Source organism: Caulobacter sp. GW821-FHT10A06, assembly GCF_059415805.1.
On the sequence record NZ_JBWKNY010000004.1, the window covers coordinates 485,030 to 497,965 of the forward strand.

General features: G+C 68.1%; 14 protein-coding genes and 1 tRNA gene. 7 read left to right on the top strand and 8 right to left on the bottom strand.

Annotated features, from left to right (window positions below; translation table 11 throughout):
• Window positions 1-99: 99 nt before the first annotated feature.
• Window positions 100-1,242: an acyltransferase family protein gene (locus tag AC07NF_RS13850; RefSeq protein ID WP_494626701.1), complete on the top strand. Its 1,143-nt coding sequence runs from the start codon at window positions 100-102 to the stop codon at window positions 1,240-1,242.
• A gap of 13 nt (window positions 1,243-1,255) precedes the next feature.
• Here the strand turns inward: AC07NF_RS13850 and AC07NF_RS13855 are convergent.
• From AC07NF_RS13855 to AC07NF_RS13870, 4 genes are all read right to left on the bottom strand, one after another.
• Window positions 1,256-1,332: transfer RNA gene (locus tag AC07NF_RS13855), tRNA-Arg, on the bottom strand.
• A gap of 81 nt (window positions 1,333-1,413) precedes the next feature.
• On the bottom strand, window positions 1,414-2,736 hold the full coding sequence (locus AC07NF_RS13860; protein ID WP_494626703.1) for an NCS2 family permease: 1,323 nt from the start codon (window positions 2,734-2,736) through the stop codon (window positions 1,414-1,416).
• Window positions 2,737-2,837: 101 nt separating this feature from the next.
• Window positions 2,838-3,269, bottom strand: coding sequence for a hypothetical protein (locus tag AC07NF_RS13865; protein ID WP_494626705.1), 432 nt, complete (start codon window positions 3,267-3,269; stop codon window positions 2,838-2,840).
• Window positions 3,270-3,273: 4 nt separating this feature from the next.
• Window positions 3,274-4,236, bottom strand: coding sequence for an ABC transporter ATP-binding protein (locus AC07NF_RS13870; protein ID WP_494626707.1), 963 nt, complete (start codon window positions 4,234-4,236; stop codon window positions 3,274-3,276).
• Between the two features lie 142 nt (window positions 4,237-4,378).
• Between AC07NF_RS13870 and AC07NF_RS13875 the strand changes: the two genes are divergently transcribed.
• The 3 genes from AC07NF_RS13875 (at window position 4,379) to AC07NF_RS13885 (ending at window position 5,375) form a co-directional block, all read left to right on the top strand.
• On the top strand, window positions 4,379-4,648 hold the full coding sequence (locus AC07NF_RS13875; protein WP_492815795.1) for a zinc-finger domain-containing protein: 270 nt from the start codon (window positions 4,379-4,381) through the stop codon (window positions 4,646-4,648).
• Window positions 4,649-5,086 (top strand): acyl-CoA thioesterase, encoded by a 438-nt coding sequence (locus AC07NF_RS13880; protein ID WP_492815794.1) that lies wholly within the window; start codon window positions 4,649-4,651, stop codon window positions 5,084-5,086.
• A 64-nt stretch (window positions 5,087-5,150) separates the two neighbouring features.
• The gene (locus AC07NF_RS13885) at window positions 5,151-5,375 is read left to right on the top strand and encodes a hypothetical protein (RefSeq protein WP_494626708.1); all 225 of its coding nucleotides are present in this window, start codon (window positions 5,151-5,153) and stop codon (window positions 5,373-5,375) included.
• A gap of 12 nt (window positions 5,376-5,387) precedes the next feature.
• Here the strand turns inward: AC07NF_RS13885 and AC07NF_RS13890 are convergent, their stop codons facing one another.
• The gene (locus tag AC07NF_RS13890) at window positions 5,388-6,287 is read right to left on the bottom strand and encodes a LysR family transcriptional regulator (RefSeq protein ID WP_494626710.1); all 900 of its coding nucleotides are present in this window, start codon (window positions 6,285-6,287) and stop codon (window positions 5,388-5,390) included.
• A gap of 96 nt (window positions 6,288-6,383) precedes the next feature.
• On the opposite strand from AC07NF_RS13890, the gene AC07NF_RS13895 reads away from it, so the two are divergent.
• The 3 genes from AC07NF_RS13895 to AC07NF_RS13905 all read left to right on the top strand — a co-directional run bounded on the left by AC07NF_RS13895 (window position 6,384) and on the right by AC07NF_RS13905 (window position 8,331).
• Window positions 6,384-7,382 carry an aldo/keto reductase gene (locus tag AC07NF_RS13895; RefSeq protein WP_494626712.1) on the top strand — a complete coding sequence of 333 codons (999 nt, stop codon included), beginning with the start codon at window positions 6,384-6,386 and terminating at the stop codon, window positions 7,380-7,382.
• 65 nt (window positions 7,383-7,447) lie between these two features.
• A complete protein-coding gene (locus tag AC07NF_RS13900; RefSeq protein ID WP_494626714.1) occupies window positions 7,448-7,855 on the top strand; it encodes an SRPBCC family protein in 408 nt (135 codons plus the stop codon).
• A complete protein-coding gene (locus AC07NF_RS13905) occupies window positions 7,852-8,331 on the top strand; it encodes a GNAT family N-acetyltransferase (RefSeq protein WP_494626716.1) in 480 nt (159 codons plus the stop codon). Before AC07NF_RS13900 ends, AC07NF_RS13905 begins: the two co-directional genes overlap by 4 nt.
• Here AC07NF_RS13905 and AC07NF_RS13910 read toward each other — a convergent pair.
• From AC07NF_RS13910 to leuB, 3 genes are all read right to left on the bottom strand, one after another.
• Complete coding sequence (locus AC07NF_RS13910; protein ID WP_494626718.1) at window positions 8,328-9,911, bottom strand: long-chain fatty acid--CoA ligase; 1,584 nt, start codon at window positions 9,909-9,911, stop codon at window positions 8,328-8,330. The two genes, AC07NF_RS13905 and AC07NF_RS13910, sit on opposite strands and share 4 nt — an antisense overlap.
• Window positions 9,912-9,976: 65 nt before the next feature.
• On the bottom strand, window positions 9,977-11,782 hold the full coding sequence (locus AC07NF_RS13915; protein ID WP_494626720.1) for a methyl-accepting chemotaxis protein: 1,806 nt from the start codon (window positions 11,780-11,782) through the stop codon (window positions 9,977-9,979).
• Between the two features lie 94 nt (window positions 11,783-11,876).
• Window positions 11,877-12,935: a 3-isopropylmalate dehydrogenase gene (gene leuB, locus AC07NF_RS13920; RefSeq protein ID WP_494626722.1), complete on the bottom strand. Its 1,059-nt coding sequence runs from the start codon at window positions 12,933-12,935 to the stop codon at window positions 11,877-11,879.
• Window position 12,936 lies beyond the last annotated feature (1 nt).

Genomic DNA, 12,936 nt, shown 5'->3' on the forward strand with positions numbered 1-12,936 from the left:
CGTCTCAAGGTGCGCTCAACCCTTCAGCGCGCTGTGCGTCTTAAGGTCGCATCAAGATGAGTCCCATAGGTTGAGTTTCTCAACCCTGGGGGCTCTCCCATGTCGCATGTTCAACACGCGCCAATCGATCAGGCCGCCGGCGCCCGGTTGCCGGCCCTGGAAGGCCTACGGGGCATGATGACCCTGCTGGTGGTGCTCTCGCACTTCTTCGGCGAGCTGCCCCACGGCCTGCGCGCCTTGATGTTCGGCTGGGTGGCGGTCGACATGTTCTTCTTGATGAGCGGCTACCTGATCGGCAAGCTGATCCTGGAGAAAAAGGATCACGCCAACTTCTTCCTGGTGTTCTACGTGCGCCGCTGCCTGCGCATCCTGCCGCCCTATGTGCTCGTCACGGCAATCGTCTGGGCCATGGTCGAGATGCTGCCGGCCTGGACCGATGCGCCCGTGCGGTTCCCGCTATGGTCCTACCTGTCCTTCACCCAGACCTTCTTCATGATCGACCAAGCCTCGATCGGCGCGCACTGGCTGGCGCCCACCTGGACCCTGGCGGTCGAGGAGCACTTCTATCTGGTCATTCCCGCCGTGCTGGTGTTCACGCCTCTGCGCCGCCTGGCCGGCTGGCTGATTGGCGCGGGACTGGTCGCCATCATCCTGCGCGCGGCCCTAGCCGGAACAGGGCCGAGCGCCGAATACGCCAGCTTGGTGCTGCTGCCGGCCCGGGCCGACATTCTGGTGCTGGGCCTGCTGGGCGCGGTAGCCGTGGTGCGCGGCGGCGTCGACTGGGCGCGCTGGATGATCTGGCTGCGCGTCTCACCGCTGATCGCCCTGGTCGCGACCGGCGCCCTGCAGATGTTGTCGCCGACGCTGTTTCCGGTGTTCTCGCCGACCTTGGTGGCCATGGGCTGTGCTGGCTACCTGCTGGCCATCGTCCACGGCGCGCCCGAGGCCAAGGTCTATCATTCACCGATCCTGCGGTTCCTGGGGACCAACAGCTACTGCATCTACCTGACTCACATGCCGGTGCTGGGCCTGATGCATGGCGGCCTGCTGGGCGCCGCGCCGGACCTGGCCACGCCTGTTCAGGGTCTGGTCAGCGCGGTCGCCTTGCCGGTGGCGCTGCTGGTGGGCTGGGGCCTGACCAAGCTGGTCGAGGAGCCGGCCATGCACTACGGCCGCCGCTGGCGCTGGAGCGACCGTCTGGTCAGCCGTCAGCCGACACATCTGGCGCCGGAACTCGGCTGAATTTCAGGAGAAATGGCGCACCCGACACGATTCGAACGTGTGACCTTTGCCTTCGGAGGGCAACGCTCTATCCAGCTGAGCTACGGGTGCGTATCGCCCTGGTTGCCCAGGGCGGAAGCGGGTCTTAGCCGAAAGGCCGCGTTGGCGCAAACCCGATCACGCGGCGCCCCCTCAAGCAGCCCCCATGTAGATGAAGCGGACCACGAAGAGGGCGGCCAGGACGAAGAGCAGCCAGTCGCCGGGCTTGGCCTGGCCGCGCGCCAGCTTCAGGACCGCGAAGGCGGTGATGCCGAACGCCAGGCCGTTGGCGATCGAGAAGGTCAGCGGGATGGCGATGACCGTCAGGAAGGCGGGGATGGCCACGCCGGGATCTTCCCAGTCGATGTCGGTCAGGGCGCCGATCATCAGCGACCCTACGATAATCAGGGCCGGGGCCGTGGCCGCGGCCGGGATGGCCTGGACCCAGGGGGCGAAGAAGAGCGTCAGCAGGAAGAGCACACCCACGACGATCGCCGTCAGGCCGGTGCGGCCGCCGGCCGCGACGCCCGAGGCGCTCTCGATATAGCTGGTCACGGTCGAGGTGCCGGCCAGCGAGCCGCCGATGGTGGCGATGCTGTCGGCCGTGAGGATGCGGTTCAGGCGCGGGATCGTGCCGTCCGGCTGGACGAGGCCCGCCTTCTTGGTCACCGCGACCAGGGTGCCGACATTGTCGAACAGGTCGACGAAGAGGAAGACGAAGATCACCTCCGCCAGGGCCATGCCCATGCCGCCGTTCAGGTGCAGGGCGGCCGGGACGTCCAGCTTGAAGGCGGTGGCGGTCAGGGCGGCCAGGCCGGACTCGCCGGGGACGATCTTGGCCAGGCCCAGGGCCCAGCCGGCGGCGGCCGCCACGAGAATGCCAATCAGGATCGCGCCCTTAACCCGCCAGGCCATCAGCGCGCCTATGATCGCCAGGCCCAGGATGGCCAGGATCGCGGTCGGCTGGGTCAGGTCGCCCAGCGCCACCGTCGTGGCCGGATTGGCGACGATGATGCCGGCTTCCTTCAGGCCGATGAAGGCGATGAAGAGGCCGATGCCCGCGGCGATGGCTGAGAACAGCGGACGCGGAATGGCGCCGACGATCAGCTGGCGGATGCCCGCCACGGTCAGCACCAGGAAGGCGATGCCCGACAGGAAGACGCAGCCCAGGGCGGTCTCCCACGGCAGGCCCATGCCCTTGACGACGGTGAAGGTGAAATAGGCGTTCAGGCCCATGCCAGGGGCCAGGGCGATCGGGTAGTTGGCGATCAGCCCCATCAGGATCGAGCCCAGGCCCGCGGCCAGGCAGGTGGCGGCGGCGACGGCGGCGATCGGCATGCCGGTCTGGCCCAGGATCGCCGGATTGACGATCACGATATAGGCCATGGTCAGGAAGGTGGTGAAGCCGGCCAGCACCTCGGTGCGCACCGAGGTGCCCTGGGCTTTCAGCCCGAACTGCTTCTCCAGGAAACTCATCTTACGCCCCAATCCCCGTTTCGAAGCGGGAGTGTTGGCGGGCGAGTCCCGGGAAGGCAAGCCTTAGGTGCGCGCGGCTTTCTCGAAGCTTCTTACTGCGCCTAGCGCTTGCGAAAGCGCTTGGCCTCGGCCTCGAGCTTGGACATCCAGGCTTCCGGTTCCGTGCTTTCCGGCTGAAAGGGCAGGGTTCCGGCCACGCCGCGCACCGCCAGCCACAGCGGCGCGGAAAAATGCCCCAGGACGCGCAGCGGTCGGCGCTTGTCGTCGGTGACGTCCCAGCCCTCGGCCTCGAACGCGGCGACCTGCGCGGCCGGCGGCCGGGTCTCGATGTCGTCCCAGTCGGCCGGTCGTTCCACCGCCTCGGCGGCGTCGGTGGTCAAGCCGAACAGGGCCAGCACGCAGGCGTCGATCTCCGGATATTCGGCCCGGGCCTCGGGTTCGGCGAAGTCGCGCTTGAGCAGCGCCCGGTACTCCAGGTCGTTGACACCGGGAAGGTCGATCAGGCGCCGCAGCGCGTCAGGCTTGCTGCTCATACCCTCAGTCCTTCGTCGGATCGGCGGCGTTCGGGTCGCCATAGGTCAGGGCCAGGAAGACGTCTTCCAGGTCCGGATCCTCGGTGGCGATGTCCTTGATCTGGATGCCGCCGGCGCGGACGGCCGCCAGCACCTGCTCGACGCTGGACTGGCCTGTGCGGTAGCTGACCTGGAAGGCGCCGCCCGCCCGCAGCTTGGTGTCGAAGCCGGCCAGGGCCGGGGCGGCCGTCACCGGCGTCTCGGGCGTGACCACGACGTTGCGGCTGTCCATGCGGCTCAAGAGCTTGGGCGTCGGCTCGCAGGCGACGACCTCGCCGCGATTGACGATGGCGATCTCGTCGCACAGCTCCTGGGCCTCTTCCAGGTAGTGGGTGGTCAGCACGATGGTGACGCCCAGCTCGTTGAGGCCCTTCACATAGTGCCAGAGCTGGCGGCGCAGCTCGACATCGACGCCGGCGGTGGGCTCGTCGAGGATCAGCACCGGCGGCTGGTGGACCATGGCTTTCGCCACCATCAGGCGGCGCTTCATGCCGCCCGACAGTTGACGGACATAGGCCCCGGCCTTGTCGCCCAGGCCGAGAGCGTTCAGCAGCTCGTCGGTGCGGCGCTCGTTCTTGGGCACGCCGTAGAAGCCAGCCTGCACCTCCAGCGACTCGCGCGGGGTGAAGAAGACGTCGGCGGCCAGTTCCTGCGGCACCACGCCGATGGCGGCGCGGGCGTCGCGCGGCCGCAGATCGATGTCGCGGTCCCAGATCTTCACCGTGCCCGAGCTCTTGCGCACCAGGCCGGCCAGGATGTTGATGAAGGTCGACTTGCCCGCGCCGTTGGGGCCCAGCAGGCCGAAGATCGAGCCGCGCGGGATCTTAAGGTCGACGCCGTTCAAGGCCCGCTTTTCCGGCGAGGTCTTGGTGGCGGCGTAGGTCTTGTACAGGCCTTCGGCTTCGATGGCGTAGGCGGGCAGGTCCATTGAGCGTCCAGATCGGTAAGCGAGAAGGTCGGGAAACGTCGTTTGAGGCGCCCGTCGATTGACGGCGCCTTTGAGCGTCGCATAGGTATGCCTCGTTCGCCGCCGCGCCAAGGCCGCGTTCAGAATTCTGAGGACTCGCCATATGGCCAAGACCCCCGCCACCGCTCCGACCGCCATGGACATCGACGCGATCGCCGGCTCCGCGCCGGAGACGATCGCCGTCCGCTCGCACCGCATCGCCTGCGACGGCGTCGGCGGGGCCCTGGGCCATCCGCGCGTCTGGCTGGAGATGGGCGCGGCCGGTTTCGTCGACTGCTCGTACTGCGATCGCCGCTTCGTGGCCGCGACCGGCGAGGGCGACGAGGACGAGCGCCTGGCGCCGGGCGTCTACGAAGGCGCCGGCGGCCACTAAGTGACCGATAGCGTCCTGGAGGCCCAGCGGGCCGAGACCCTCGCCAAGGCTTGGGAAAAGGCCGAGTGGCCGCACGAGGCGCCGGTGCTGCGCGCCATCGCCATGCCCTCCGACACCAACCCCGAAGGCGACATCTTCGGCGGCTGGCTGCTGTCGCAGATGGACTTGGCGGCGGCCTCGATCGCCTTCCACCGCGCGGCCGGCCGCTGCGCCACCATCGCCGTCGACAGCATGACCTTCATCAGCCCCGTCCTGGTCGGCGACGAGGTCAGCCTGTTCGCCAAGATCGTCCATACCGGCCGCACCTCGCTGAAGGTCCAGGTCGAGGCCTGGCGCCGCCGCCGCGACGCCGAACAGGCCCACAAGGTCACCGAAGGCGTCTTCACCTTCGTCGCCATCGGCGAGGACCGCAAACCGCGTCCGCTGCCGGTGTTCTAAGGCTGTGAACAGGAACTGGCGGACACCCTGCTATCAGTTCCTCGTGCATGGCCGGGACGCCAAGGTGGCGAACCGAGGCTTCTTTACGACGCGCCTCGCTTTCGCCGACAGTGAGCAAGAAGCGGCGGAGGTCGTCCTGCGTCGCCTGACGGCTGAATTCACCGTCGGTGTTTCGGCGGAAATCTGGGCCAGTTCGCCTCCGATCCTGGAGATCGAGAGCGCCGAGCGCATCGGATGGTTTCGAGCGCTGACAGCCCCCAACAAGGGCAGCACGTTCTATCGCGAATAGCGCGGGCGGACTTCAGGGGCCCATCCTCTCGGCCTTCACGAAGTCGATGAAGGCCCGCAGCGGCGCGGGCATGTGCCGCCGGCTGGGGTAGTACAGATACGGCCCGGTGAACGGCGGCAGCCAGTCTTCCAGCACCGCCTCCAGCCGCCCCGCCGCGATGGCCGGGGCCACGAAGTCCTCGAAGGTGGCCAAGAGGCCCACGCCGGCCTCGCAGGCCGCCAGCTCCAGGTCCAGGCTGGTCGAGGTCAGGCGGGCCGGCGGATCCAGGCGGATCGTCTGGCCGTCCTTCTCGAACTCCCAGGCATAGGTCGCGCCGCTGGGAAACCGATGGCGGATGCTGGCGTGGTCCAGCACGTCGCGCGGATGCTGGGGTCGGCCATGGGCGGCGAAATAGGCCGGCGCGCCGACCAGCATGAACCGCTGCGGCCCCGACAGCGGCACGGCGATCATGTCCTTCTCCAGCCGCTCGTCGTAACGCACGCCCGCGTCGAAGCCGGCGGCCAGAACGTCGATGAAGCTGTCCTCGGCGATGATCTCGACCGCCACGCCCGGATGCTGGGCCAGGAACTTCGGGATCAGGCGCGGGAACACCACCTTGGCCGCCACCAGCGGCACGTTCAGGCGCAGGGTGCCGGTTGGGCTGTCGCGGAAGGCGTTGACCTCGTCCAGGGCCAGGGCGACGTCGGACAGGGCGGGGGTCAGGCGCTCCAGCAGCTTCTGGCCGGCCTCGGTGGGGGTGACGCTGCGGGTGGTGCGGTTCAGCAGGCGCACGCCCAGCCGGGTCTCCAGCCGCCGGACGGCCTCGGACAATGACGAGGCTGAGACATTGCGCAGGGCGGCGGCGGCGCGGAAACCGCGGGCTTGCGCCACGGCCGTAAAGGCGTCGAGATCAGCGAAGTCGGCGTGCTGCATTGTGCGAAATTCCGAACGACCCGTGCGGATCTTCTCGGATTATCGCACGGCTCGCTCAGGCGCATAACCCTCCTCGCTTCTCAAGGAGAGACCCCCATGAAGACCCGCCAACTTGGCCAGACCGGCCCCGTCGTTTCCGCCTTCGGCCTCGGCGCCATGGGCATGTCCGACATGTACGGCCCCAGCGACCGGGCCGAGAGCCTGGCCACCTTCGACGCCGCCGTCGAAGCCGGGATGACCCTGATCGACACCGGCGACTTCTACGGCATGGGCCACAACGAGATGCTGATCGGCGAGGCGCTGAAGAACCACAAGCGCGACAAGCTGGTGATCAGCGTCAAGACCGGCGCCCTGCGCGATCCGGCCGGCGGCTTCGTGGGCTTCGACGGCCGCCCGGCCGCGATCAAGAACTTCCTAGCCTATAGCCTCAAGCGCCTGGGCGTCGACCACATCGACATCTATCGCCCCGCGCGCCTGGACCCGAGCGTGCCGATCGAGGACACGGTCGGGGCCATCGCCGAGATGATCCAGGCCGGTTATGTCCGTCACGTCGGCCTGTCCGAGGTCGGGTCCGAGACCATCCGCCGGGCCGCCAAGGTCGCGCCGATCGCCGACCTGCAGATCGAATACTCGCTGGTCTCGCGCGGCGTCGAGAAGGACATCCTGCCCACCCTGCGCGAGCTGGGCATCGGCATGACGGCCTATGGCGTGCTGTCGCGCGGCCTGATCAGCGGCCACTGGACCAAGCAGCGCTCCGAGAATGTCGGCCGCGACTTCCGCGCTCACAGCCCGCGCTTCCAGGGCGACAACCTGGACGCCAACCTGAAGCTGGCCCAGGCGCTGGGCGCGGTGGCCGAGAGCAAGGGCGTGACCACGGCCCAGGCGGCCATCGCCTGGGTCGCCTCGCGCGGCGACGACATCGTGCCGCTGATCGGCGCCCGTCGCCGTGATCGCCTGACCGAGGCCCTGGGCGCGCTGGAGGTGAATTTCACGCCTGAGGACCTCGCCGCCATCGAGGCCGCCGTGCCGAGCGAGGCCGTGGCGGGCACGCGCTACGCCGAGGCGATGATGACGCACCTCGATAGCGAACGCTGAGGTCTTGCATGACGCGCTGTAGCCGTCGTCAGATGGGGCTCCCAGATGACGGCGGAGCAGCGCGCATGTTCGAGTCCCGGCATATCAGCATCCGGATCCACAGGTCGGCCGACGAGGTCTATGCCTTCACCCACGAGCCCGAGAGCTTCACCCAGTGGGCGGCGGGCCTGGCCTCGGGGCTGACCCAGGACGGCGACCAGTGGATCGCCCACGGTCCCGGCGGCGACGTGCATGTGAAGTTCTCTGAGCCGAACGCCTACGGCATTCTCGACCACTGGGTGACGCTGCCGGACGGGACCGAGCTCTACATGCCGCTGCGGGTGGTCGCGAACGGCGAGGGGGCCGAGGTGGTGATGACCCTCTATCGTCCGCCCGGCATGTTCGACGACGCTGCCTTCGCCCGTGATGCGGCGGCGGTGGCGCGGGACTTGGCCAAGCTGAAGGCGTTGGTCGAGGCCAAAGAACAAGCATGACGGTTACGTTGAGACCCACCGGCCCAGGCGACCTGGGCTGGATCATCCAGCGGCACGGCGAGCTCTATGCCGCCGAGGAAGGCTGGGACCATCGGTTCGAGGGCGTGGTGGCCGGCGTCGTGGCCGACTACGTCAAGACCTACGACCCGGCCCGCGAGGCCTGCTGGATCGCCGAGCATGAGGGTCGCAAGGTCGGCTCGATCATGCTGGCGCGCGAGGACGACACGACGGGCCGCCTGCGCCTGTTGCTGGTGGATCCGAGCGCGCGCGGCCTGGGCGTCGGCGAGGCCCTGGTCGGTGCCTGCATCGCGCGGGCGCGGGAGGCCGGCTATGCCGAGATGGTGCTTTGGACCCAGGCCAACCTGCTGCCCGCCCGCCGGCTCTACGCGCGGTTCGGGTTCGAGCTGGAGAAGAGCTGGGACTATGACGGGTTCGCGGAAGGGCTGGTGTCGGAGAGTTGGCGGTTGAAGCTCTAGCCCACCAAGTGCCCCTTCCACGCCTCCCGAAGCACTTTCTTGTCGATCTTGCCCGTCGCGGTCAAAGGCACCGCGGCGAACACCACATCGTCCGGCGTCCACCACTTCACGATCCTCGGCGCCAGGTACTCGAGCACGTCGGCCTTGCAGACCGCGGACCCCTCGTGCGCCTCGATGACCAGCAGCGGCCGCTCCTCCCACTTGGGGTGCGGCACGCCCACCACGGCGGCGATCTTCACGCCGGGGCAGCCGACGGCGACGTTTTCCAGGTCGATGGAGCTGATCCATTCGCCGCCCGACTTGATGACGTCCTTCTGGCGGTCGGTGATGCGCATGAAGCCGTGGGCGTCCAGGGTGGCGATGTCGCCGGTGTCGAACCAGCCGTCCGCGCGCGCCGCGTCGGCGTCCTTCTTGAAGTAGCGCCGCACGACCCAGGGGCCGCGCACGAGCAGGGCGCCGGAGGTTTCGCCGTCCCAGGGCGCTTCGCTGCCGTCCTCGGTCTCGACCCGCAGCTCGATGCCGAACTGTAGCCGGCCCTGGCGGGTCCAGATGGCCTCGTCCATGGCCTCCTCGCCCAGGGCGGCGAGGGCGGGCGTGGGGGTGGCGACGACGCCGATCGGGCAGGTCTCGGTCATGCCCCAGATCTGCAGGGTCTGGACGCCGTACAGCCGCTTGAACGCCTCGGCCATGGCGCGCGGCACGGCGCTGCCGCCGATGACGACACGCTTCAGCGTGGTCGGCGAGGCGTCGTTCTTTTCCAGCCAGGCCAGATACATCGTCCAGATCGTTGGCACGCCGCCGGTGAAGGTGACGCCTTCGCCCTCGATCAGCTCGTGCAGGCTGGCGCCGTCCATCTTGTCGGCCGGCAGCACCAGCTTGGCCCCGCAGATCGGCGCGCTGAACGGCAGGCCCCAGGCGGTGGCGTGGTAGAGGCTGGAGCAGGGCATCACCACGTCGAAGGCGGTGAAGCCGAATGCGCTATTGAGGCCCCCGGCCATGGCGTGCAGCACCACGGCGCGGTGCGAATAGAGCACCCCCTTGGGATCGCCCGTCGTGCCCGAGGTGTAGCAGAGGAAGGCCCCGGCGTTCTCGTCGAAGACCGGCCAGTCGATCGTCTCGGGCTCACCGGCGATCAGGGTCTCGTACTCGTCCGACAGCATGATGAAGGTCTTCACCGTGGTCAGCTGCGGGCGGATCCGCTCGACTAAGCCTGCGAAGTTGCGATCGTAGAATAGGACCGAGCTTTCCGCGTGATTGACCGTGTAGACGATCTGCTCGTCGAACAATCGCGGATTGGCCGTGTGCAGCACCGCCCCGACGCCCGGCACGGCGTAGAACAGCTCCAGGTGCCGGTGGGTGTTCCAGGCCAGGGACGTGACGCGGTCGCCGGCCTTGACGCCCAGCCGCCGCAGCGCGTGGGCCGCCTGGGCGGCGCGCCGGGCCAGGCCCGTATAGTCGTAACGGTGGATCGGTTCGTCGATGAGGCGCGAGACGATCTCGCGCGCCCCGTGGGCTTGGGCCGCATAGGTCAGGATGCCGCTGATCATCAGCGGCGTCGTCTGCATCAAACCCGGCGTCATCGGCCCCTCCCAACTCTTATCGTTGGGAGGAACCTAGTACGTGAACGCTGTTCAGCGAAAGGGCGTCAGGCCGCGCGGCGGCGGCCTTGAGCCTCGGCCGGGCCGACCTGGAAGCGGCCGACCAGCACCGCCAGCTCGCCAGCCTCGCCCTTCAGCGAGTGGCTGGCGGCGGTGGCTTCTTCCACCATGGCGGCGTTCTGCTGGACGACCTGGTCCATCTGGTTCACCGCCACATTGACCTGGTGCAGGCCGGTGGACTGCTCCTGGGCCGAGGCGGCGATCTCTTTCACCAGGGCGTCGATCGAGGCGACCTGGCCGACGATGGCGCGCAGGGCTTCGCCGGTCTGGGCCACCAGGTCCACGCCCGCGCCGACCTGCTGTGTCGAGGTCGAGATCAGGGTCTTGATCTCCTTGGCCGCGTCGGCCGAGCGTTGCGCCAAAGCGCGGACTTCTTGCGCCACGACCGCGAAGCCACGGCCAGCCTCACCGGCGCGGGCGGCTTCGACGCCGGCATTGAGCGCCAGCAGGTTGGTCTGGAAGGCGATCTCGTCGATCACGCCGATGATCTGGTTGACTTGGGCCGACGAGCTTTCGATCTCGCTCATGGCGCTGACCGCCTGGTCGACGATCTGGCCCGAGCGTTCGGCGCCGGTGCGGGCCTGGGCGACCAGGGCGGAGGCCTCGCGCGCGCCGTCGGCGGTCTTGCGGACCGTGGCGGTGATTTCGTCCAGAGCGGCAGCCGTCTCTTCCAGGCTGGCGGCCTGCTGCTCGGTGCGGCGCGAGAGGTTGTCCGAGGCCTCGGCGATCTCGTCGGCGCCGCTGCTGACGCCGCCGGTCGCGGCGTTGATGGCGCGCACGGCCTGCTGCATGCGGTCGGCGGCGGCGTTGAAGTTGCTCTTCAGGCTCTCGGCCTTGGGCGAGAAGGCGATGGTGATACGGTGGGTCAGGTCGCCGCCGGCCATGCGGTCCAGCGCCTCGGTGAGGGCGGCGATATTGACCGCGTCGCTGCGGGCGATCTCGGCCTTCTCGGCCTCGTTGGCGCCGCGCTCGGTCTCGACGGCGGCGCGGTGAGCGGCGGACTCGGCTTCGACGCGCAGCTTGGCGATCGCGGCGTCCTTGAAGACGGCGACGGCGCTGGCCATCTGGCCGACCTCGTCCTGGCGACCCGTGGCGGGCACCTCGACGGCGTTGTCGCCGGCGGAAAGGCGACGCATGGCGGCGGTCATGGCCGCGACGGGCGCGCCGATCGTGCTCGACAGCAGCCAGCCCATCAGGCCGGCGATGATCACCGCGGCGGCCCCGCCGATCAGCAGCGACCAATGCGCCATGCTCTGGGCGGCCTTGGCCTCCTGGGCGCGGACGGCGACCCGCTCCTGGGCGGCGGCCAGCAATTCTTTCTGGATGGCGCGGATCTCGGTCAGGCTCTTCTTGCCGGTCAGCTGGCCGGCTTGCTCGCGGCCCGTGGCCGGATCGGCCATCAAGGTCATCGACGGATCGCCGATGGTCTTGCGCCAGGTCGTCATCGCGTCGCGCAGGCGCTGGATGCGGGCCTTCTGTTCCGGAACGGTGGTCTTGGCCTCGAAGGCGTCGAGGCGATCGTCGAACTTGTCCTTCGACTCCTTGTAGGTGTCGGCGAACTTGGCGTCGCCCATGATCACGTAGCCGCGCAGGGCGTTCTGCTGTTCCAGCACCAGCGCCATGATCTCTTCGGCCTGAGCGGCCAGGCCCAGGCTGCGCTGGGTCGAGATCATCGACTCGTCGATGCGCTTGAGGCTGCTGAAGACCAAGGCCGACGAAATCGTCGAGGCCAGAATGACGGCGCAGAATGCAACGCCAAGTTTTGCGGGTATTTTCAGGTCTTTAAAAGACATGTCGCCGAGTCCCTGACACACACAAGAGATGTGTCAGGAAATCGACGATTATCCTTAAGAACCCATTGCAAATTTTGCAAAGAACAAGGTTCTGTTAATTGTGAATATTTGCGATAACGGCGTCACCCATTTGAACAGTGTTCAGTGAGCCGCCCAGGTCTCGAGTTTTCGCGCCCTGGTCGAGTGTTTTCTTCACAGCCGCGAGAAGAATATCGGCGGCCTCGACCTGCTTCAGCGACCAGCGCAGGGCCATTTCGAACGACAGGATGGCGGCCAGCGGATTGGCCAGGCCCTTGCCGGCGATGTCGGGAGCCGAGCCGTGGATCGGCTCGTACAGGCCCGGCTTGTTGGGATCGCCGATGGCGGCCGAGGGCAGCATGCCCAGCGAACCGGTCAGCATGGCGGCGGCGTCCGACAGGATGTCGCCGAACAGGTTGTCGGTGACGATGACGTCGAACTGCTTGGGCGCGCGGACCAGCTGCATGGCGCAGTTGTCGGCCAGGATGTGCTCCAGCTGGACGTCCGAGTATTCGCGGGCGTGGAGGTCGGTGATCACCTGCTTCCACAGCAGGCCCGACTCCATGACGTTCGACTTCTCGGCCGAGTGGACCTTGTTGGTCCGGCCGCGAGCCAGTTCGAAGGCCACCCGGCCCACGCGCTCGATCTCGCTGGTGGTGTAGACTGCGGTGTCGAAGCCCTTCTTCTGGCCATCGGCCAGGGTCTCGATGCCGCGCGGCTCGCCGAAATAGACGCCGCCGACCAGTTCACGCACGAACATGATGTCCAGGCCCGAGACCAGCTCGGTCTTCAGGCTGGAGGCGCCGGCCAGGGCCTCGAAGCAATAGGCCGGGCGCAGGTTGGCATAGACGTTCATCGCCTTGCGCAGGCCCAGCAGGCCAGCCTCGGGGCGCAGGTGGCGCGGGGCGTTGGCCCATTGCGGGCCGCCGACGGCGCCCATCAGCACCGCGTCGCTGGCGATGGCCTGGTCGCGGACCTCGTCCAGCAGCGGCGTCCCGTGGGCGTCATAGCTGGAGCCGCCATAGGGGGCTTCCGACACCTGGAGATCCGGGGTGATGGCGGCCGCCACGCGGCGCACTTGCGCGCAGACTTCAGGGCCGATGCCGTCGCCGGGCAGGAGGAGAAGAGTCGCCATC

Coding starts and splice junctions, on each gene's coding strand:
- AC07NF_RS13910 (WP_494626718.1), bottom strand. CDS start 9,911: ATGACGCCGGGTTTGATGCAGACGACGCCGCTGATGATCAGCGGCATC.
- AC07NF_RS13915 (WP_494626720.1), bottom strand. CDS start 11,782: ATGTCTTTTAAAGACCTGAAAATACCCGCAAAACTTGGCGTTGCATTC.
- AC07NF_RS13895 (WP_494626712.1), top strand. CDS start 6,384: ATGAAGACCCGCCAACTTGGCCAGACCGGCCCCGTCGTTTCCGCCTTC.
- AC07NF_RS13905 (WP_494626716.1), top strand. CDS start 7,852: ATGACGGTTACGTTGAGACCCACCGGCCCAGGCGACCTGGGCTGGATC.
- AC07NF_RS13860 (WP_494626703.1), bottom strand. CDS start 2,736: ATGAGTTTCCTGGAGAAGCAGTTCGGGCTGAAAGCCCAGGGCACCTCG.
- AC07NF_RS13865 (WP_494626705.1), bottom strand. CDS start 3,269: ATGAGCAGCAAGCCTGACGCGCTGCGGCGCCTGATCGACCTTCCCGGT.
- leuB (WP_494626722.1), bottom strand. CDS start 12,935: ATGGCGACTCTTCTCCTCCTGCCCGGCGACGGCATCGGCCCTGAAGTC.
- AC07NF_RS13875 (WP_492815795.1), top strand. CDS start 4,379: ATGGCCAAGACCCCCGCCACCGCTCCGACCGCCATGGACATCGACGCG.
- AC07NF_RS13890 (WP_494626710.1), bottom strand. CDS start 6,287: ATGCAGCACGCCGACTTCGCTGATCTCGACGCCTTTACGGCCGTGGCG.
- AC07NF_RS13850 (WP_494626701.1), top strand. CDS start 100: ATGTCGCATGTTCAACACGCGCCAATCGATCAGGCCGCCGGCGCCCGG.
- AC07NF_RS13870 (WP_494626707.1), bottom strand. CDS start 4,236: ATGGACCTGCCCGCCTACGCCATCGAAGCCGAAGGCCTGTACAAGACC.
- AC07NF_RS13900 (WP_494626714.1), top strand. CDS start 7,448: ATGTTCGAGTCCCGGCATATCAGCATCCGGATCCACAGGTCGGCCGAC.